The organism is Tardiphaga sp. 862_B3_N4_1 (assembly GCF_051811085.1).
GTDB classification, from domain to species: Bacteria; Pseudomonadota; Alphaproteobacteria; order Rhizobiales; family Xanthobacteraceae; genus Tardiphaga; species Tardiphaga robiniae.
Map to the genome: position 1 here is coordinate 3198740 of NZ_JBPWQB010000001.1, position 18484 is coordinate 3217223.

General features: G+C 61.5%; 20 protein-coding genes. 11 read left to right on the top strand and 9 right to left on the bottom strand.

The window, feature by feature from the left end:
- Window positions 1–16: 16 nt before the first annotated feature.
- From AB8B02_RS15315 to AB8B02_RS15325, 3 genes are all read right to left on the bottom strand, one after another.
- The gene (locus AB8B02_RS15315) at window positions 17–1078 is read right to left on the bottom strand and encodes a dipeptidase (protein WP_439064333.1); all 1062 of its coding nucleotides are present in this window, start codon (window positions 1076–1078) and stop codon (window positions 17–19) included.
- Window positions 1079–1179: 101 nt separating this feature from the next.
- Complete coding sequence (locus AB8B02_RS15320; protein ID WP_120292660.1) at window positions 1180–1716, bottom strand: cupin domain-containing protein; 537 nt, start codon at window positions 1714–1716, stop codon at window positions 1180–1182.
- Between the two features lie 107 nt (window positions 1717–1823).
- Window positions 1824–2108: an usg protein gene (locus tag AB8B02_RS15325; RefSeq protein WP_089265658.1), complete on the bottom strand. Its 285-nt coding sequence runs from the start codon at window positions 2106–2108 to the stop codon at window positions 1824–1826.
- 418 nt (window positions 2109–2526) lie between these two features.
- Between AB8B02_RS15325 and AB8B02_RS15330 the strand changes: the two genes are divergently transcribed.
- The 3 genes from AB8B02_RS15330 to AB8B02_RS15340 all read left to right on the top strand — a co-directional run bounded on the left by AB8B02_RS15330 (window position 2527) and on the right by AB8B02_RS15340 (window position 5172).
- The gene (locus AB8B02_RS15330; RefSeq protein WP_089264960.1) at window positions 2527–2844 is read left to right on the top strand and encodes a co-chaperone GroES; all 318 of its coding nucleotides are present in this window, start codon (window positions 2527–2529) and stop codon (window positions 2842–2844) included.
- Window positions 2845–2884: 40 nt separating this feature from the next.
- The gene (gene groL, locus AB8B02_RS15335) at window positions 2885–4528 is read left to right on the top strand and encodes a chaperonin GroEL (protein WP_093756421.1); all 1644 of its coding nucleotides are present in this window, start codon (window positions 2885–2887) and stop codon (window positions 4526–4528) included.
- Window positions 4529–4680: 152 nt separating this feature from the next.
- Window positions 4681–5172 carry a hypothetical protein gene (locus AB8B02_RS15340; RefSeq protein WP_439064334.1) on the top strand — a complete coding sequence of 164 codons (492 nt, stop codon included), beginning with the start codon at window positions 4681–4683 and terminating at the stop codon, window positions 5170–5172.
- Window positions 5173–5463: 291 nt separating this feature from the next.
- Here AB8B02_RS15340 and AB8B02_RS15345 read toward each other — a convergent pair whose 3' ends face one another.
- A complete protein-coding gene (locus AB8B02_RS15345) occupies window positions 5464–5799 on the bottom strand; it encodes an ArsR/SmtB family transcription factor (RefSeq protein ID WP_089264963.1) in 336 nt (111 codons plus the stop codon).
- Between the two features lie 83 nt (window positions 5800–5882).
- Here AB8B02_RS15345 and AB8B02_RS15350 point away from each other — a divergent pair, with 83 nt between their 5' ends.
- Window positions 5883–6635 carry an SDR family NAD(P)-dependent oxidoreductase gene (locus AB8B02_RS15350; protein WP_439064335.1) on the top strand — a complete coding sequence of 251 codons (753 nt, stop codon included), beginning with the start codon at window positions 5883–5885 and terminating at the stop codon, window positions 6633–6635.
- Between the two features lie 575 nt (window positions 6636–7210).
- Here AB8B02_RS15350 and AB8B02_RS15355 read toward each other — a convergent pair.
- Window positions 7211–8038 carry a transglutaminase domain-containing protein gene (locus AB8B02_RS15355; RefSeq protein ID WP_439064336.1) on the bottom strand — a complete coding sequence of 276 codons (828 nt, stop codon included), beginning with the start codon at window positions 8036–8038 and terminating at the stop codon, window positions 7211–7213.
- Window positions 8039–8315: 277 nt separating this feature from the next.
- Between AB8B02_RS15355 and AB8B02_RS15360 the strand changes: the two genes are divergently transcribed.
- From AB8B02_RS15360 to AB8B02_RS15375, 4 genes are all read left to right on the top strand, one after another.
- On the top strand, window positions 8316–8579 hold the full coding sequence (locus tag AB8B02_RS15360) for a hypothetical protein (protein ID WP_068736091.1): 264 nt from the start codon (window positions 8316–8318) through the stop codon (window positions 8577–8579).
- Window positions 8576–8872 carry a hypothetical protein gene (locus AB8B02_RS15365; RefSeq protein WP_068736086.1) on the top strand — a complete coding sequence of 99 codons (297 nt, stop codon included), beginning with the start codon at window positions 8576–8578 and terminating at the stop codon, window positions 8870–8872. Before AB8B02_RS15360 ends, AB8B02_RS15365 begins: the two co-directional genes overlap by 4 nt.
- Window positions 8873–9129: 257 nt before the next feature.
- Complete coding sequence (locus tag AB8B02_RS15370; protein WP_439064337.1) at window positions 9130–9405, top strand: DUF1488 family protein; 276 nt, start codon at window positions 9130–9132, stop codon at window positions 9403–9405.
- Between the two features lie 69 nt (window positions 9406–9474).
- Entirely contained in the window at window positions 9475–10389 is a 915-nt protein-coding gene (locus AB8B02_RS15375; RefSeq protein ID WP_439064338.1) for a tetratricopeptide repeat protein, read from the top strand.
- A gap of 47 nt (window positions 10390–10436) precedes the next feature.
- Here AB8B02_RS15375 and AB8B02_RS15380 read toward each other — a convergent pair whose 3' ends face one another.
- Window positions 10437–11573, bottom strand: coding sequence for a tlde1 domain-containing protein (locus tag AB8B02_RS15380; protein WP_439064339.1), 1137 nt, complete (start codon window positions 11571–11573; stop codon window positions 10437–10439).
- A gap of 476 nt (window positions 11574–12049) precedes the next feature.
- Window positions 12050–12751 (bottom strand): DUF899 family protein, encoded by a 702-nt coding sequence (locus AB8B02_RS15385; protein ID WP_439064340.1) that lies wholly within the window; start codon window positions 12749–12751, stop codon window positions 12050–12052.
- Window positions 12752–12917: 166 nt separating this feature from the next.
- Here AB8B02_RS15385 and AB8B02_RS15390 point away from each other — a divergent pair, with 166 nt between their 5' ends.
- Entirely contained in the window at window positions 12918–13439 is a 522-nt protein-coding gene (locus AB8B02_RS15390; RefSeq protein ID WP_439064654.1) for a DUF6886 family protein, read from the top strand.
- A gap of 167 nt (window positions 13440–13606) precedes the next feature.
- Here AB8B02_RS15390 and AB8B02_RS15395 read toward each other — a convergent pair whose 3' ends face one another.
- Window positions 13607–16156: a diguanylate cyclase gene (locus AB8B02_RS15395; RefSeq protein ID WP_439064341.1), complete on the bottom strand. Its 2550-nt coding sequence runs from the start codon at window positions 16154–16156 to the stop codon at window positions 13607–13609.
- A 181-nt stretch (window positions 16157–16337) separates the two neighbouring features.
- On the opposite strand from AB8B02_RS15395, the gene AB8B02_RS15400 reads away from it, so the two are divergent.
- Window positions 16338–16841: an RrF2 family transcriptional regulator gene (locus tag AB8B02_RS15400; protein ID WP_439064342.1), complete on the top strand. Its 504-nt coding sequence runs from the start codon at window positions 16338–16340 to the stop codon at window positions 16839–16841.
- Window positions 16842–16879: 38 nt separating this feature from the next.
- A complete protein-coding gene (locus AB8B02_RS15405) occupies window positions 16880–17344 on the top strand; it encodes a carboxymuconolactone decarboxylase family protein (protein WP_149531031.1) in 465 nt (154 codons plus the stop codon).
- A gap of 110 nt (window positions 17345–17454) precedes the next feature.
- On the opposite strand, the gene AB8B02_RS15410 is transcribed toward AB8B02_RS15405, so the two are convergent.
- Window positions 17455–18429 (bottom strand): Bug family tripartite tricarboxylate transporter substrate binding protein, encoded by a 975-nt coding sequence (locus tag AB8B02_RS15410; protein ID WP_439064343.1) that lies wholly within the window; start codon window positions 18427–18429, stop codon window positions 17455–17457.
- Between the last annotated feature and the right edge of the window lie 55 nt (window positions 18430–18484).

An 18484-nucleotide genomic window follows, 5' to 3' on the forward strand; every position in this document is an offset into this window, starting at 1 on the left:
ACGCCGCCAGCGCCGGTCAGCCGATCGTCCGCTGCAGCAGATCGAACCAGTTGCGCGCGCCGAGCTTGCCGAGCAGCGTCTCGGAATAGCCCTTGTCGCGCAAGGCCACGAACAGCGCCTGCAGGCCCGCGGCGGATTCGATGGCCTCGGGCACCACTGCGCCGTCGAAATCCGATCCCAGCCCGACGTGATCCTCGCCCAGCTTCTCCAGCAGATAGTCGATCTGCTGCACCATCAGCTCGATGCCGGTGTCGGGCCGCATGCTGCCGTCGGGGCGCAGGAAGCAGGTCGCGAAATTCAGGCCGACCATGCCGCCGGTGTCGCGGATCGCGGCGAGCTGCTTGTCGGTGAGATTGCGCGGCGACGGGCACAGCGCGTGGGCATTGGAATGGGTCGCCACCAGCGGCGCCTTCGACAGCCGCGCCACATCCCAAAAACCCTTCTCGGTGATGTGCGACAGGTCGACCAGAATCTTCAGGTCATTGCAGGCGCCGATCAACCGCTCGCCGGCCGCGGTGAGACCGTCGCCGAGATTGGGCCCGGACGGGAAGTGAAACGGCACGCCATGGCCGAAGATGTTGGTCCGGCTCCACACCGGCCCGATCGACCGCAACCCCGCCGCATAGAGAACGTCGAGGAATCTGAGCTCGGCGTCGATGGCCTCCGCGCCTTCCAGATGGACCACCACGGCCAGCGCCTTGCGCTCAATGGCGGACCGGATTTCGGCGGTGGTGGTGCAGATCGCCACCGCGCCTGCGGAAGCGCGTTCGAGCTGCAGCAGGATGGCCAGTTCGGCGACGACGGAATTGCGCGCCTCGTCCATCGTCAGCGGCTCGGAAAGCGGCACGGCGTAGCGTCCGCCCGTCATCTGCGCCATGAATCCCGATGACGCCTGAGCCGCCGGCGAATACAGCGCGAACAGCCCGCCGACGAACGCACCGGCCTTCGCCTTCGGCAGGTCGATGTGACCGGCGACTTCCCCGGTCAGGAAGTCGGATACCGGATCGTGCGATTGCGATTTGTACAGCCGCAGCAGCACATCGTTGTGACCGTCGAAAACCGGAACGGATGCAGTCATGAGATACTCGTTGAGGGTCAGGGCAGCGACGGGCTCAGCATAGCTGATTCAACGCCACTGCGACGCGCGAACAAGGCACGCGTCGCATTTCCGCACGCGAACTACCGGACTTCCACCGTCTTGAATTCCGCCGGAAGGATCACTTCCAGCAGTTCGCAATTGTCGGAGTAATCGCGGATGAGGTGCCTGATGCGCGGCGGCTGGGTCCAGCATGACCCCTGACGCATGGTCATCTCGCCCTCGCCTTCCATATAGGCCTTCACCCAGCCGTTCAGCACATAGACCAGCTGAAACTCGGCATCGTGATAGTGAAGCTTGGAGACCTCTTTCGGATCGCAAGGTCCGATCAGCCGGATGACATGCGCGTGCGCCAAACCGCCGGTCGCAGCGGCAACGCCGAGATCGCGATACTTCGCGTAGGCACGCAGGCCGTCGCCGAGAAATGCTTCTTCCTGATAATGACTGATCGCGACGCGCTGCTTGCGGCGCGGGCCGGGTTTCGCGACAGCTTTTGCACTCGCCTTGGCTGGCTTGCCAACAGAGAGCTTCTTTGCTGCTTTCGCTACCGCCTGTGTCGCAGGCTTCTTCGTCGCAGCCGCTTTCGCTGCGCTCTTTGAAGTTCGCTTCAGCTTCGCCATGTCGTGTTTCCCACCCGGCGCAATGCCGAACAAACGGCCAGCGCGTCCGGGAACCTAGCTGTAGTTCAGCACAGCGGCAATTCATCCGGCGCGTTGAGAGGCGCGGACTAGTGCAACCGGAAGACGCCATCCACGGCACGAAGCTCGGCCGGCTTGATCAGTTTCGAATGCGCGACGGTTACCGCAAAGAGCGGGCCATCGAGCTTCTCTTGCCAGAAATCCAGGAAATCCTTCAGCGCGGGAAACTTCGGAAACAAATCATAGTTCTGCCAGACATAGGTCTGCAGCAGCGAGGGGTGATCGGGCATGCGGTAGAGGATCTGCGCCGTCGTCAGTCCGTAGCCAAGCACCTGCTTCCTGAAATCGTCAGAAACTGCATTTCTCGAGACCATGTTCAACCTCCATGGACAGAGCGCATTCGGCTAAGTGGATTCCGGTTTGACGTCGAACTTCGCTCTGCTCTCCTGTGACCGTGCTGACTGCAGCGAACCGGCTTCCACTTCGCCCATGACAACACGATGCATGAAATGTGACGCAAGCAACGTCCTCATCACAAGCTTAAAAGTTTAATAATGGGTTGAAAGCCGAATGTTAGCAGCCACTTACCGTGGATGCTAACGGATTCGAGAACCGGTATCGGAGGGTCTTAACCATTCTGGCACCCGTCATATTTGAGTGCCAAAATATTTGGTAAAGACCCTTGCCGGTGGGGAACGTTCGGCCTATGTCCGGACCAGCTGCGCTGGCACTTGTTGGCTCAGACTGCCAATTTAAATTTCTCAAGCATCTACAGAAACTTAGGAGGACTGCATGAAATTCCGTCCGCTTCACGATCGCGTTGTGGTCAAGCGTATCGACGCCGAAGAGAAGTCCGCTGGCGGCATCATCATTCCGGATAGCGCCAAAGAGAAGCCCTCCCAGGGCGAGATCGTCTCCGTCGGCCCGGGCGGCCGCGACGAAGCCGGCAAGCTGATCCCGATCGATCTGAAGGTCGGCGAGCGCGTGCTGTTCGGCAAGTGGTCGGGCACCGAGGTCAAGATCGATGGTCAGGACCTGCTGATCATGAAGGAAAGCGACATCATGGGCGTCCTCGAAGGTGCCGCTCCCGCCAAGAAGAAGGCCGCTTAAGCGCCTTTCCCACCCATCCTGATTTTCAAGGAAGCAAAACATGTCAGCTAAAGAAGTGAAATTCGGCGTTGATGCCCGCGACAAGATGCTGCGCGGCGTCGACATTCTCGCCAACGCCGTGAAGGTGACGCTCGGTCCGAAGGGCCGCAACGTCGTCATCGACAAGTCGTTCGGCGCGCCCCGCATCACCAAGGACGGCGTCACCGTCGCCAAGGAAATCGAGCTCGACGACAAGTTCGAGAACATGGGCGCCCAGATGGTGCGCGAAGTGGCCTCGAAGTCGGCCGACGCGGCCGGCGACGGCACCACCACCGCCACCGTGCTCGCTCAGGCGATCGTCCGTGAAGGCGCCAAGTCGGTTGCTGCCGGCATGAACCCGATGGATCTGAAGCGCGGCATCGACCTGGCTGTGGAAGCCGTGGTTGCTGACCTCGTCAAGAACTCCAAGAAGGTCACCTCGAACGACGAAATCGCCCAGGTCGGCACGATCTCGGCGAACGGCGACGCGGAAATCGGCAAGTTCCTCGCAGACGCGATGAAGAAGGTCGGCAACGAGGGCGTCATCACGGTTGAAGAAGCCAAGTCGCTCGAAACCGAACTCGACGTCGTCGAAGGCATGCAGTTCGACCGCGGCTACATCTCGCCCTACTTCGTCACCAACGCCGACAAGATGCGCGTTGAATTCGACGACGCCTACATCCTGATCAACGAGAAGAAGCTCTCCTCGCTGAACGAGATGCTGCCGCTGCTCGAAGCCGTCGTGCAGACCGGCAAGCCGCTCGTCATCGTCGCAGAAGACGTCGAAGGCGAAGCTCTCGCCACCCTCGTCGTCAACCGCCTGCGTGGCGGCCTCAAGGTCGCTGCCGTCAAGGCACCGGGCTTCGGCGATCGCCGCAAGGCCATGCTGCAGGACATCGCGATCCTGACCGGCGGCCAGGCGATCTCGGAAGATCTCGGCATCAAGCTCGAGAACGTCACGCTCGCCATGCTCGGCCGCGCCAAGAAGGTGATGATCGACAAGGAAAACTCCACCATCGTGAACGGCGCCGGCAAGAAGGCCGACATCGAAGCACGCGTGGCGCAGATCAAGGCGCAGATCGAAGAAACCACTTCGGACTACGACCGTGAGAAGCTGCAGGAGCGTCTCGCCAAGCTGGCTGGCGGCGTTGCCGTCATCCGCGTCGGCGGCGCGACCGAAGTCGAAGTGAAGGAGCGCAAGGACCGCGTTGATGACGCGATGCATGCGACCCGCGCTGCGGTTGAAGAAGGCATCGTCCCCGGCGGCGGCGTCGCTCTGCTCCGCGCTTCGGAACAGCTGAAGAAGATCAAGACCGCGAACGACGACCAGAAGACCGGCGTCGAGATCGTCCGCAAGGCCCTGTCGGCTCCGGCTCGCCAGATCGCCATCAACGCAGGCGAAGACGGTTCGGTCATCGTCGGCAAGGTCCTCGAGACCGCGACCTACAGCTACGGCTTCGACTCGCAGACCGGCACCTACGGCGACATGCTCAAGAAGGGCATCATCGATCCGACCAAGGTTGTCCGTGCAGCGATCCAGAACGCAGCTTCGGTTGCCGGCCTGCTGATCACCACGGAAGCCATGGTTGCCGAGCTGCCCAAGAAGGGCGGCGCAGGCGCAGGCGGCATGCCTCCGGGCGGCGGCATGGGCGGCATGGACTTCTAAGTCCAACGCTTCAAGCAACTATCAGAATGCAGAACCCCGGCAGCGATGCCGGGGTTTTTGTTTAGGGCTGGTCATCGCAGACAATCGCGGAAGCCATTGCGGGTTGCGTGGCTACGGACCGTCTACTTGGTGGAAGCATCAGGGAAATAATCATGCGCATACTCATCGCTCTTTCTTTCATCGGCCTCAGCACCGCCGCGCATTCAGCTGCACGCAGCGTCTTTGAGAGTGCCAAGCACGTGTATGCGGTGATGGATTTGCGACAGAATCTTTTGAGTGAATGCGCAAAACAGGATCCGGCGAACACGGGCAAATACAACGCCGAGACTACCCGCTACCGACAGCAGACCAAGGTGCTGAGCGAAAAGGTGCGACAGCTTATCGTCGCCGAAGTGCCATCGACTCCGCCGGAGCAGAGCATAGGGGTCATCGCAAAATGGTCGGAAAGTGAATCGCGGCGCAATCTGAATTTTCAGCTTCAGCCGCAGCACCGCGCGCAATTCATGCAGAAATGCAGCTACATCATCGATCCCGATAACCGCCCGCGATCCAACGCCGCCAAGGCGCAGCACAACCAGATCATGGGTCTTCCCGAGGATGAATGGCCAGCCGATGTCCGCGTGATTAACGCATGGAAGCCATAGCGACCGCATCCCTTGGGCAACGCTTGCTGTGTGTTCTGTGCAGACGACAAAAGTCGTAGCACCAATCACCGATTTCTCATCGCAGCGCTATGTGTCCCGCCGCACTGTCATATGCCGTGGACCTGTCTGCACCATGCGCACGGTTGTCCGTCACGGGCCAATGGGCCGCTGCGTCGTGACCAAGACGCGGGTTTACCGTTAAGACGCGATCTCCGTCCGCAGTCTGAGGACTTCAGCTCGATCATGGCATTCAAAGCCTGGCAGTGATGCCGGGCATTTTTGGTGGCTGCGTCAGGCAACTGCCGCCGCGGACGGCTCGACGGAGCACGCCAGGATCGCCATCAACAGCCCGGGAAACCGCGCTTCGATATCGGCCGCCCGCACTGCGTTTTGATGCTCGACGCCCTTTTTGCTGGTCTGGATCAGGCCGGCCTCGCGCAACACGCGAAAATGGTTCGACAAAGTGGACTTGGCGATGGTCGGGCATGGCGACGCCGCCGTGCAGGACAGGCAGCCGCTCTCCTGCAGCAAGCCCCGGACGATCTGCAGCCGAATGGGATCAGCCAGCGCCGAGAGCACGCCGGCCAGCGTGATGTCCTTGGTCGCGGGGTGAACGAACTGAACCATGAAAAAGATATAGGCGCCCCCTTGCGCTCGTTCAATAGTCCCATACTTCCGAACTATTGAAGCATCCAAGAGGGATCACGACCATGACCAAGACATTCGAAGGCAAAGTTGCGCTGGTGACCGGCGGCTCAAAGGGCATCGGCGCTGAAATCGCCATCCAGCTCGCCGCCGGGGGCGCTGCCGTCGCCGTCAATTACGCATCCAGCAAGAAGGGCGCCGACGAGGTCGTCGCGAAGATCACCGCCAAGGGAGGCAAGGCCATCGCGGTGCACGGTAATCTCGCCGAGCCGGACGGCGCCAAATCCGTGGTGGCCGAGACCGTCAAGGCGTTCGGGCCGATCGACGTTCTCGTCAACAATGCGGGCGTCTACGAATTCGCCCCTCTCGACAGCATTACGCCGGAGCACTTCCACAAACATTTCGATCTGAACGTGCTCGGGCTGCTGCTCGTCTCGCAGGAAGCGGCCAGACACTTCAACGCCAATGGCGGCAGCATCGTCAACATCTCATCGGGCGTCTCGACCATCACCCCACCGGGCTCGGCGGTCTACACCGCGACCAAGGCCTCGGTCGATGCGATCACGTCGGTACTGGCGAAGGAGCTCGCGCCGCGCAAGATCCGCGTCAACGCCGTCAATCCTGGCATGATCGCAACCGAGGGCGTGGTGTCAGCCGGATTCCATGAAGGCGACATGCGCAAGTGGATCGAATCCGTCACGCCGATGGGCCGCATCGGCAAGGTCGAGGAAATCGCTTCCGTCGTCGCATTCCTCGCTTCCGATGCTGCATCTTACGTGACGGGCGAAACACTGCACGCTACCGGCGGCTTCAGGTAACCCACGCGCTCTGCTCAACAGTCTATCCGACATAGCCAAGGGCGGTGCAATCAGCACCGCCCTTGCTTGTTATCGCGAGGCCAGATCTCGCCTTGCCTCAATCATCACCGCCGGCCGGCGGCATCTGCGGCATAGACGGTGTCTGCATGCGATCCGCCGCTGATGGCTTCATGCGTTCGCGTGACGGAGCTTGCCCACGCATCATCTGAGCCTGATCGTGCTCAATCTGCGGAAAGAACACATCATAGCAAGCGCGGCTCAAGCGCGGTCCTGCGCTGCGCAAGCAATTTTCTACCCGCCCCTCATCCGGCATTGCCGATGTACAGAGGCGAAACGCATCGGGCGTGCAGGCTTCGCGCTGTGCCTCCGTGCCGCTGCCCAAAGCCGCGGCGCTGGAACCCGCAATCAATGCCACGGCGGTCGTCAGGCTTGTCAGAGTGTTTGCCATCGGTCCTGTCCTTACGAAGTTATGACAGGTGAAATTCTCAGCGGCGCGCCCGGTTCCTTCCTGGCCGCTCACATGCTGCTGAAAATGCAGGCTTAAGCGAGTGTAACGACAGAGCCCACAAAGCGAGTCAGTTGACCGCCTGCGTGCTTTCGTCGATCTCGTCGGTCCACACCTTGAAACTCACCAGCGTGTTCGGCCCAAAAGCTTGCGTGATCGGCACATCCGCGGCATCGCGGCCCTGCGCGATCAACACACGTCCGATGCGCGGGATGTTGTTGCGGGCGTCAAATGTATACCAGCGGCCGCCGATATAGGCTTCGAACCAGCCGGCGAAATCGCCGTCGGCCCATGGCTTCGGCATACCGATGTCACCGAGATAGCCGGTGCAGTAGCGCGCTGGAATATTCATGCAGCGGCAGAAGGTGATGGCCAGATGTGCATAGTCGCGGCAGACGCCCTTCCCCTCGTTGTAAGCGTCCCAGGCGGTCTTGGTCGCGCGTGCGTGCTCGTAACCGAACTGGATATGGTTATGCACGAAATCGCAGATTGCCTGCACGCGTGCCCAGCCAGGCACAGTCTTCTCGAACAACTGCCAGGCGACGTCCGACAGCCGATCCGTCTCGCAGTAACGGCTACCGAGCAGATAGACGATCGTCTCGGCCGGCAGATCCTCTACCGCGTGCTGGATGGCTGACGGCACGATAATGTCCGGCTTGCCGCTATCGTTGACGATCCCGTCGGCTTTGAACGTGATGCGGCCCGTCGGCGCAACAATGCGGCTGCACCAGTTGCCAAAGCCATCCCGATAGGGCGTGATCGGAACTGAGGGATTTATCGTGAGATAGTCCGGCACCACCACGTCGGAGGCACGCGTGAAGTGCATGCCCATCACGATCATGACAGGCGTCGGCTGCGGGAAATCATAGATCATCTCGTAGCCAACACGGATCTTCATGCAAAACACCTCATCCCGGCAAATCGTTGATTTCAAAAGCGAGACATCGCAAGCGTTGCACATTGCGCGACGATCTTGCGAGAAAAACCCAGCGCAAGCGTCGGCCAGAATGTCATCGATGTCAGATACATCCTCGAAATGGCGACAAAACGTCCAATAACAAGACAATCATAGCGAAATTCGACGAAACACCGGATCGCTAAAAGAAATCGGTGGCTAATGTCTGTGAATAGGCGCACGCTGAACGCATGCCGGATCTCAGCAGCGACATGCGCGCGTGACCACGAGATCGCGCCGTGAGACCGTTACTTTCAAGCATCCTTTCCAGTTGAAGGGCCTTGGTCGTTTGATCCCGGCAGGGTCGTATGACGTCATCACCGATGAGGAGATGATCGAGGGACTGTCCTTCGCCAGCTATCGGCGCACGGCGACCATGATGATCGTGCCCGGTGCACCACCCCATACAAGTTCCATGGAGATGATCTCCATTGGGTCGCTTGAGCTGGCGGATGTGCAGCGCATTGATGCGAGCGCACCATGACCGACACTCCCGTCGAGCTGGATAGCCGCCGCGGCATGGCGGCACAGAAAGCCACCGATATCCGGCGCAGTCTCGCCGAAGTCGAATCCAATGCCGCAGCACTGCGTGAGCGGCAGCTGGCACTCGAAGAGCAGTTACTGACCACGCCGGCCACCACATGGCCTGAGGCTGCAGCGAAGGCGCGCTACGTCCTCAATCTCTACGGCGCATCGCTCAGCGCACAGGATACCCAGCACCGCGATCTGATCGCGATCGTGCTGGACGATTTTACGCGGCTTGCCGCCAACGACTGATCCCATCATTACGCAGGTCGCAGCGATCCCGCAGCAGCCAGCGCTCAACCGAAAGCATCCTCATGCAGAACCTCTTGCACCGTCACGTTCAAGTCGCAGAATCTCTCCGCCTCGGCGTCGAGTCCGGCTGGTACAGCACCAAGATCAGCGGAACCTTTGTTACGGGCCCACATCCCACCGAGGCCGAATGCTTGCGCAAGATCGCTGAACTCAACCCTGTTGTGCCAAAGCGCAAGGCCTAACGCGGGAAGACGACGATGGCGCTTACACACGGTGTTTTCCAAAGCTTCGAATATAATCGCATGGTTGTCCTGTTCTCGATGATGAACGACGCGACCGAAGTCACCTGCGCGATCAGCACCAGCGCGATGGACGAGCTTGAAAAGGCGAAACGCACCAAGCCCGAACAACGCGAGGAGCAGTTCGTCCGGCTGCGCGATCGCATCGAGGCCTGCGCAGCGCGCAAATTCGTGAACGCCGAATTTGAGGGCAAGCCGCCCGGTATCGTGCTGCGCAGCATCGATTTCCGGTAGCCTCTCCCACCATTGAACCCTTCCTCCTCGCGGTGTGACCAACGCCTGTCACACGCGAGAGGTCGAGCCATGCGCCACTTTCCAAGCCTGAACCGTTGCGCCATCCGCGTCCTGTTCGCTGCCATGCTGGTGAGCGCAGCAATGCCGATCGCGCAAGCTGCCGCCGACGATGCACAGCAATGTACCGATGCCTCCGGCGTCCTGGCGATCGCGGCCTGCGACCGCGCCATCGCGTCGGGCAATTACAGCGGCCGCCAGCTTGCTGAGCTGCATTTCAACCGCGCCTTCGAATATCACGAGCGGCACGAGAGCGGCCCTGCCATGGCCGCTTTCGATGAAGCCATCCGCCTGAACCCGGATTATGCCCGCGCCTATTTCATGCGCGGAAATCTCTGGCTCGCCCGCGGCGATAACGACCGCGCCATCAGCGACTTCAGCGTGGCGCTCGGTCTCGATCCCAACAATACCGATGCCTATGTCAATCGCGGTGTCGCCTGGTACGCCAAGGACGATAACGACCGCGCTATTGCCGACTACGACATGGCGATCCGTCTCAATCCGCAGGAAGGCGGCGCCTATAGCAATCGCGGCGGCGCCTGGCTGGTGAAGGGCGATCATGCGCGCGCCATCGCCGATTTCGGCGAAGCAATCCGGATCAATCCGAACGATCCCTGCCCGGTGTTCAACCGCGGCTTCGCCTTCAGCCTGAAGGGGGACAACGATCGTGCCATCGCCGACTACAACGAGGCGATCCGCATCGCACCGACCTATGTGGCGGCGCTGACCAATCGTGGCAGCGTGTGGTCCGACAAGGGTGACAACGACCGCGCGATGGCCGATTTCAATGCGGCGCTGCGCATCAATCCGAAATACGCCAAGGCGCTCTATCTGCGCGGCATGACACGGCTTGAAATGGGCGACATTACGGGCGGCGCAGCAGACGTCGCCAGCGCACGGAAGATCGATCCGAAGGTCGGCTCATAATGACTGAACACGCATCGCCGTCACGGGCGGCACGTCAGTCATATCGATCAGTCGAGTTTGGCAACCACAATGAGGCGCTTCACTTCACCGTTGCGATAGGCCTGCAGGAACTTGTTGTAGTCCCGGAACGAGACGCAGCCGTTGGAATCGCCATTGGGGCCGAGCATGTAGGTATGCGCGAGCAGACCCGTGCGGCCATGGATCGCGCCCTCGCCGCCCACCGGCGTCAGGCGCAGCGCGGCCACGCCGTGGAACAGAGCCTCGCGCGGCTTCAGATCATAGATGTGCGGCGGCGTCACGCCGCGCATCTTCTCATGGGCATAAGCGGGATTGTCGAGACGGCTGCCGAGGCCGGAATGCGCTTCCAGCTTGGTGCCGTCGGGCATGTACACTTTACGCGCGGAGATATCGTAGACCGCGGTGGTGCGATCGCTCAGGGTGGGCTCATTGCTGGCCGCCGCATCGGTGCCGTTGCTCAGCACGCCACCGTCGGAGCCGGCATAAGCGAGCACGGGGCCTGACTGCGGAGCGCTACCGCCGAACAGTTTCTCGAAGACATTGAAATTGCCGGACTTGGGCTGAGCAGCCAGCGCCAGCCGCGCCTTCTGAACCAGCGAGTCGTGGCCATAGGCACCGCCCCTGGCGGCGCTGGCCTGTGCGACCGGCTGCGACGGCGCTTGTGTCGCCTGCTGCGGCGCGGACGGCGCACGGGCATCGGAGGGCCGTGCGGCCGGCATCGGAATGCTGTCGACGAGCTGGCGCACCGTCGGCGCCGGCTGCATCAGCGCGACCTCCTGCGGCTTCGCAGCTGGTGCAGGGATCACAGCTTCAGAAGCCGGGTTGCGCTTGACGAAGCGCTCGGGCGCGGCGCCCATCGAATAGGTCGGGTCGAACCAGGCGACCTGACGCTTCGGCTCGGGCTGCGCGGCAGCGAGCGGCGCATTAACGGCCGGCTCGAAACGCTCGGAGAAGGATGTGCGGTATTCGGTGCGCGAGAAACGGCTGTCGAAGCGTTCGGCGAAGGACGATTGGCCAACGCCTGCATCATTGCCGAGATTGGCGGAGATCATAGCAGGCTGCACGCCGTTCTGGAAAAGCTTGCCGGCAAGCGTCCATCCACCGGTCAATGCGACGGCGGCAAGAGCAGCGCCGGTCACGAACATGCGTGAACTGGATTTCGACACTTGATGCTGGCCTCGGCGTGAGGGTGCAGAATGGTTCAACGCACGTTTACTGCTGCTCATACGCCTGACGTCCAACACACGTTTACTAAGCTCCCTGCCCGTTGTGCCTGACGAGACACACAGGTCTCGAAAAGCACCGCGCAGGGATGCGAAACGCCATTAAGGCGAGTTTTAGTTAAATGCGAATTAATTGGAGGTCCCCCACCGATTGCCTACCTAAAGGCCTGCCAATCATGGCCTTTTTGAGTAACCGACAGGACGAATTCGGGGAACCTGCGAGAGCTTTGTGGGCTCTCGCAGGCCGGTCTCAGGCGCGCTGGGGTTTTGGGTCACGCCCGGCCCGAACTATTGGCGCGCTGTGATTAGGCCATTGGCCTAGTGTGGGGCTGTTGCGCCGGGAACCATGTCGGGCTGGCGGTATTTAGGTAATCACAACGATCAATTTGTGCCGGCTAAGGCGTCAAATGATCACGACCTCAGTAGTTCAGCTTCGGATACCAGTCGGTGCCCCGCCCTTCCGGCGTAACGTCCAGAATCGTCCAGAGCGGCATCAGATCCGGCGCCCCGCGCGGGTCCTGGCCGGGATCGGCCGTGGATCCATCCATCTCGCCGCTCCAGAAATGGCGAATCTTGCCACTGCGGCGGGTGAAGACGTTGAAGGCAGCATCGTCGCCGCCGTCCTTGGTCAGCCCGTGATAGTCACGGCTGAACGCGCCGGAGGTGTCCGCGAACAGCGGCAGGTAATGCCAGCCACGCTGCTTCTTGAAAGCGACCAGCCGCTCGATCGGCGAGCGCGCCACAACGGCCAGCGCCACGCGCTGAGTAATGTCAGGTACCTCGCCGTCCCAGGCCGACAGCAGCGATGTGCACATCGGGCACGGCTTCTCGCGCTGCGGCCCATACATGTAGGAGTAAACGACGAGCGTCTGCTTGTCGCCGAACAGGCCCGCGAAATTCACGGGGCCCTTCTCTCCGATGAAGTCGTAGTCCTTGGTCACCTCGCCGCCATCTGGCAGCGCACGACGCAGCTCCGCGACACGTTCGATCTGACGCCGCAGTTCGATCTCCTCGACAAGCAACGCATTACGCGCATCGCGGTATTCACGGCTCTCATTGGGATAGCGAAAACTGGCCTTCTTCACGAGTTCGGCCGCAGGCGTCAGGCTGGAACCGGTCATGACATGATCCTCCCTTGGTGAATTTCAACGTGTTCCGTCTGAAAGACGTTCCGGGAGCGGCCAATCCGACATGACGATCCACAAATTCATCATGCGCAGCTTCGTGAACGGCCAGAACACGCATGAGTTCATTGACGCGCTGAGCACGGACGCACATGAGTGCGCCATGCGCCTGTTTCATTTTAGCGAAGAGAACAACATCGAAGTCTTCATGCCGGGGCCGGCGGAGATTGCGACACCTCGCGCCCAGGGACAGGAGTGGCTCAATGGCCCCTTGGTCTGGGCCATCGATGACTGGCATGCGCCGATGTATCTGTTCCCGCGCGACTGCCCGCGCATTTTTGTCTGGCCGACAGCGAGCACGACGCCGGAATACCTCGCCGCCTACAAGAAGATGACCACCTGCCGCATGGTTGCGCATATCGAGCTTGCCTGGCTGGACCGGCTCTCTCACACCACCATCTATCGCTACGAGCTTTCGCCGGACGAGTTTGAATCGCTGGACGATGCGGGTATGTGGATTTCGCGCACGCCGTCCATGCCGCTGAACATGGAGCGGATCGACAACATCGAAAAGGCACTGGAAGCCGCCGGCGTCGAATTGCGCGTCCTGCCGTCCCTGAAGACACTGGCGCCCTTGTGGGAGACATCGCTGCATGTCAGCGGCATTCGCCTCCGCAATGCATAGGACGGGCCGATCGAGCTGCCTTAGACCGACAAAGCATGCCTGGACGTTCACAAGCCGTAGGATCGTAGCATCTTCGCGACATTCATCGCTCGTTGTCACGATGTGTGAGGGGTATCGCTTCGGCGCGATGCGCCTACGTTCCACCCATCCTGTAATGAGCCACGAGCTCAGGCCGCGGTGTCGGCCTTCGCACGGCGATGACTGACCACGACGCGGTTGCGGCCCTCTCGCTTGGCCTCGTAAAGCGCGGCATCGGCGGCCGCGAGCAGGTCGTCGCCCTTGGCGACGTGCACCGGCATCACTGCCAGACCGATCGACAGTGTGACGCCATCGAGCGTGGCCGATGGCAGCGTCACCTGCATGCGATGCACGGCATCGAGCACCTGCTGCGCCCGCTGCGCTGCAACCTCGACCGTGACGCCCGGCATCAGCATCAGGAACTCCTCGCCGCCGAAACGGCCAATGATATCCGAGGCGCGTGTCGTCTCGCGCAATATCCTGCCGAGGCCGCGCAGCACGGCATCACCGGCCTCGTGGCCGTGGCTGTCATTGATACCCTTGAAGTGATCGATGTCGAGCATCGCCAGCGCGAGCGGCTTGCCGTCCTGTTGGCTGCGCGTGGTCTCGCGCACCAGGGCATCTTCGAGGTAGCGGCGGTTGTGAAGATCCGTCAGCGGATCGCGCACCGCCTGCTGACGCAGCAGCTCGCGGAGTTCGAGATTGGCCATCGCCAGCGACACTTGTTCGGCCAGCATCGTCGCCAATTGATCCGCCCCCTCACCGAACACAGAAGTATGCTCGCGATACAGCAGACCAAGCAGGTTGTTCTGCGCGATCAGCGGTTGACAAACGAACCCTGTACCGGTGACACCGCAGGGACCGGCATGATTGCAGACCAGTCCCTGACTCGCCTCGGAAATCGGGAATGTCGTGCCACGACGCAGCGCCCAGCAGTCATCGACCGGAAACGACACCGCATCGGCCTGTAGTGCGCCCCAATGGGCGCCGCGCTGAACTGCGTTACGCGCTTTATTCAGATAGTACAGCGCGCCCGCCTCCTCCGTGAACAGGTAGCCTGCATAGGTCTGAACCGCCGCGAAAATCTCTTCGCGCGACTGACACGACTGCAGCACGCCCGAGAGTTCAGTGAGCAGGACGATTTCCTTGGCGCGGATTTCCGCCAGTTGCAGCGAGGTCGTCAGCCGTTCGTTGGCCTCCTCCATAGCGTGCGCATGCGCGCGCCGCTCCGCCTCGACAGCGAGTGCGTCGGTCTTGTCCTGGATCACCCAGAGGATATCGCCGGTCGCCAGCGGCTTGCCATAGGCATCGACCAGCAGCGTGGAACCGTCGCTGCGGCGCAGATGCAGTTCGACTTCCGTCGCCATGGCGCTGTCACGAATACGATCCAACGCGGCATCGAACGCCTCCCCGTCCTCCTTCGTCGCAACCAGCTCGTCGATCATGTTGCCGAGAAGCGCAGCGGAGCTGCGACCGCAGAGTTCAGCGATCCGGCGATTGCCGCGCAGGATCCGGTGGCCGGCCGTAAACAGGATGCCTGCCAGCGGATTGTCGACCAGCGCGCGCTGCTCGGCATCGAGCGTGCTGAGATTGCCGGACAACCGGCGCGATCTCATCGTGATCACGGCGAGCAGCATCATCAGGAGGCTGATGGCGGTGCCGCTGGCGAGGACGACGTTCGGCACTGTATGGCTGACTTCGTAGATCGAGCCGGGATTGGTGGTGAACAGCACGCGCCAGACGCGCTCGCCGACAACCAGCGAACGATCCGCCGAGATCCCGGCCGACATCACCATTTGCGTCACGAGACCGAGATTGGGCTCAAGACTGTCATACATGAGGGTCGGAGTGACGGTCGCATCTTCCGGCTCGCCAATCATGACGCCTTCCTGCGTCGGCTTGGCATAACCGCGATCAACCACCTGGATATGCATCTGCTGCAGCGTGCGCGGATCGAGGATGCCGCGCATCAGGTCATTGGTGCGATAGACCGATGCAACAAAACCGTGGAGCGCTGCGTTTCGCTGCGAGACGGTCTGCGTGGGCTCGCCGGCCCGGTAGATCGGCGCACGGATAATGAAACCGAGGCCACCCGAGGTGTCCTGCACCAGTTTGACCGGCGGCGTCGCGACAATCCGGCCGGTCTCCGCGGAACGCCGCAGCGAGTCCAGTTGCGCAGGATTGGCACCGGCATCGAAGCCCAGCGCATTTTCGTTGCCACGCATCGGCTCGACGAATTCGACTACGTTGTAGATTGATCGTGGCCCCGGCGGACGCACGGCGAAATCCGGCTGTCCGGAATGCTCGATGCTCTTGTCGGCACGAACTTCCGCAATGAAGGCATCTAGATGATCCGGCGTCACATGACGCAGCGACTGCAAGGCCTGGAAGCCGGGATAGCGGCGGCCGAGATCGAGCACATCGATGTAGCGTCGGAACTGGGCGCGATCGACACGGCCGATCGAGGCGTACAACCCCTGCATGCTGACCAGTACTTCGGCGTGGGTGCGCAGCCGTTCGCTGATCGCATTGGAAATATCAACCGCGTCGACTGCGAAGCGACGCTGCATATCGGCCGCAATCAGACGCTCCGAGAATTCGCGAATGGCGAATGTCGCGGCGAGGCCGGCTCCGAGAATGGCTGCGGCAACGAAAGTCGTCCGCCGCGCCTGCGGCGCCAGCAAGTCACGCAATGCCATGTCGAGTTCCCTGAACTGACCCGGCCCCCGGCTTCGGATCACAGTACCTAGGTCGGGTGATACCGGCATCGGGATTTAGATTCTGTTGCGCTGCCCACCAGCGAACCACCTCAGGACCAGACACTTGACGACATCCTTAATCGCGGATAATAATTATCCATGATAGAGGTGAAATACAGCCATGAAGATGAGCGACGGGGTTGAGCAGGCGATCCACAGCGTGGCGATGCTCGCAGGCATGCAATCGAACGGCGTGTTGTCCGCCGGCGCCCTCGCCGAATTTCATGGCGTATCCACCAGCTATCTCCTGAAACACCTGCAGGCGCTTTCGGGCGCCGGCTTGCTCATCGCACAGCCTGGCCCGACTGGCGGCTATCGCCTTGCCCGGACGCCAGACCAGATCACCCTGCTCGATGTCGTCCTTGCCGTTGAGGGCGATGCGCCCGCCTTCCGCTGCAGCGAAATCCGCCAGCGCGGCCCCAATCCCCTGCCCGGCAAACCCACGGCGCCCTGCGGCATCAATGCCGCGATGTTGCGTGCCGAGCGCGTCTATCGCGATGAGCTGGCCAAGGTGAGCATCGCCGATGTGCTCGGCGATCTCCGCGCCAAGGACACCGACGGCGCCATTGCCGCCCGCGGCTGCGCCTTTCTGGAACTCAACGAACGACGCCGTAACGCCAACTGAAACCTGAAACCTGAAACCGCACACCAAGGAGAAAGACCATGCAAGCCCGCCTCAACATCGCCAAGGCCGCCCCCGACGCCTACAAGGCCGTCGCCGCGCTCGATCAATATGTCGTCAAGGAAAGTGGCCTCGAGCCTGCGATCGTCCACCTCATCAAGCTCCGCTCGTCGATCATCAATGGCTGCGCCTTCTGCGTCGACATGCATGTGAAGGAATCCCGCCACGACGGTCTCAGCGAGCAGTGGATCAACATGATGTCGGTCTGGCACGAATCGACGGTCTATACGCCACGCGAGCGCGCTCTCCTCGGCTGGGTCGATGCAGTCACGCTGATCGCGCAGACTCGCGCACCCGATGCCGATTATGAGGCCCTGCGCGCGCATTTCTCGGAAGAGGAATGCCTCAAGATCACCGTAGCGATCGGTGCCATCAATGTCTGGAACCGTCTTGCCGTCGGCTTCCGCGTTCCGCATCCGATCGAGAAGCCGAAGGCTGCTGCCTGAACACAGGCTTCAGCAGATAATCGACAAGCAAAAGGCCGGGTTGAAACTCAACCCGGCCTTTCTTGGCTTCTGCTTTGCCCGACCAATGTGTCAGGCAATATGGCTAGTGGTCAGAAAAGCTTCGCGCCAGACGCATCGACGACGCGTCCCCAACGGGCGTAATCGTCCTTGATCGTCTTGGCGAAGGCCTGAGGCGTCGAGGTCGTGATGCTGAGGCCCTGCTTTTCGAGACGCTCGCGAACATCCGGCAGCGCGCCGATGCGCACCACTTCGGCGTTCAGGCGATCGACGATGGCATCGGGCGTCCCTGCAGGCACGACGAGGCCGAACCAGGAGTCGACGACAAAGTCAGCCACGCCTGCTTCCGCCGGCGTTGGCACATCGGGAAGCTGCGACGAGCGCTCGCGGCTGGTGATCACGAGACCCTTGACCTTGCCGTCGCGGATTTGCGGCGCCAGCACCGTCAGCGTGTCGAAAGACAGGTTCACCTGGTTTCCGAGCAGCGCATTCACGGCGGGAGCGCTGCCCTTGAACGGCACATGCAGCAGATCCGTCTCGGTCAGGCTCTTGAACAGCTCGCCGCTCAGATGGCAGAGCGTGCCGGGTCCGCACGACGAGTAGGTGAATTTCCCCGGCTCGCGTTTCGCAGCAGCAACGAGCTCCTTCACTGATGACACCGGCGTATCGGGGCTGGCCGCGAGCACGTAAGGCACCGACGTCAGCATGGCCACCGGCGTGAAGCTCTTGAAGGGGTCGTAAGAGATGGTCTTGTTGATATGCGGCAGGATCGTGAGCTGTCCAGCAGGCGCCAGCGACAGCGTGTAGCCATCCGGATCGGCCTTGGCGACAGCATCGGCAGCAATAGCCGTACCGGCACCAGCCTTGTTCTCGACCACGACTGTCTGCTTCAGCGCCTCGCCGAGCTTGTCGGCATAGACCCGCGCCGTGATGTCCGCAGCGCCGCCCGGCGGGAACGGAACGATCAGCTTGATCGTCCGGCTCGGCCAGCTGTCAGCGAGCGCCCCCGTCGCGCCGGAAACCAGCAGCACTGCCGCGAAAGCACCTGAGAGGAGTCGAGAAGACATGACGGGCCGCACGGTCGTATTCCTTATGATCGATGATGAGAGTGTTTTGCCCGTG

What these genes read in the sequence shown, in the direction of transcription:
- AB8B02_RS15350 (WP_439064335.1), top strand. Translation starts at nt 5,883, where the DNA reads ATGACCAAGACATTCGAAGGCAAAGTTGCGCTGGTGACCGGCGGCTCA.
- AB8B02_RS15345 (WP_089264963.1), bottom strand. Translation starts at nt 5,799, where the DNA reads ATGGTTCAGTTCGTTCACCCCGCGACCAAGGACATCACGCTGGCCGGC.
- groL (WP_093756421.1), top strand. Translation starts at nt 2,885, where the DNA reads ATGTCAGCTAAAGAAGTGAAATTCGGCGTTGATGCCCGCGACAAGATG.
- AB8B02_RS15405 (WP_149531031.1), top strand. Translation starts at nt 16,880, where the DNA reads ATGCAAGCCCGCCTCAACATCGCCAAGGCCGCCCCCGACGCCTACAAG.
- AB8B02_RS15400 (WP_439064342.1), top strand. Translation starts at nt 16,338, where the DNA reads ATGAAGATGAGCGACGGGGTTGAGCAGGCGATCCACAGCGTGGCGATG.
- AB8B02_RS15330 (WP_089264960.1), top strand. Translation starts at nt 2,527, where the DNA reads ATGAAATTCCGTCCGCTTCACGATCGCGTTGTGGTCAAGCGTATCGAC.
- AB8B02_RS15365 (WP_068736086.1), top strand. Translation starts at nt 8,576, where the DNA reads ATGACCGACACTCCCGTCGAGCTGGATAGCCGCCGCGGCATGGCGGCA.
- AB8B02_RS15410 (WP_439064343.1), bottom strand. Translation starts at nt 18,429, where the DNA reads ATGTCTTCTCGACTCCTCTCAGGTGCTTTCGCGGCAGTGCTGCTGGTT.
- AB8B02_RS15385 (WP_439064340.1), bottom strand. Translation starts at nt 12,751, where the DNA reads ATGACCGGTTCCAGCCTGACGCCTGCGGCCGAACTCGTGAAGAAGGCC.
- AB8B02_RS15340 (WP_439064334.1), top strand. Translation starts at nt 4,681, where the DNA reads ATGCGCATACTCATCGCTCTTTCTTTCATCGGCCTCAGCACCGCCGCG.
- AB8B02_RS15390 (WP_439064654.1), top strand. Translation starts at nt 12,918, where the DNA reads ATGCGCCTGTTTCATTTTAGCGAAGAGAACAACATCGAAGTCTTCATG.
- AB8B02_RS15325 (WP_089265658.1), bottom strand. Translation starts at nt 2,108, where the DNA reads ATGGTCTCGAGAAATGCAGTTTCTGACGATTTCAGGAAGCAGGTGCTT.
- AB8B02_RS15355 (WP_439064336.1), bottom strand. Translation starts at nt 8,038, where the DNA reads ATGAAGATCCGTGTTGGCTACGAGATGATCTATGATTTCCCGCAGCCG.
- AB8B02_RS15315 (WP_439064333.1), bottom strand. Translation starts at nt 1,078, where the DNA reads ATGACTGCATCCGTTCCGGTTTTCGACGGTCACAACGATGTGCTGCTG.
- AB8B02_RS15395 (WP_439064341.1), bottom strand. Translation starts at nt 16,156, where the DNA reads ATGGCATTGCGTGACTTGCTGGCGCCGCAGGCGCGGCGGACGACTTTC.
- AB8B02_RS15320 (WP_120292660.1), bottom strand. Translation starts at nt 1,716, where the DNA reads ATGGCGAAGCTGAAGCGAACTTCAAAGAGCGCAGCGAAAGCGGCTGCG.
- AB8B02_RS15370 (WP_439064337.1), top strand. Translation starts at nt 9,130, where the DNA reads ATGGCGCTTACACACGGTGTTTTCCAAAGCTTCGAATATAATCGCATG.
- AB8B02_RS15375 (WP_439064338.1), top strand. Translation starts at nt 9,475, where the DNA reads ATGCGCCACTTTCCAAGCCTGAACCGTTGCGCCATCCGCGTCCTGTTC.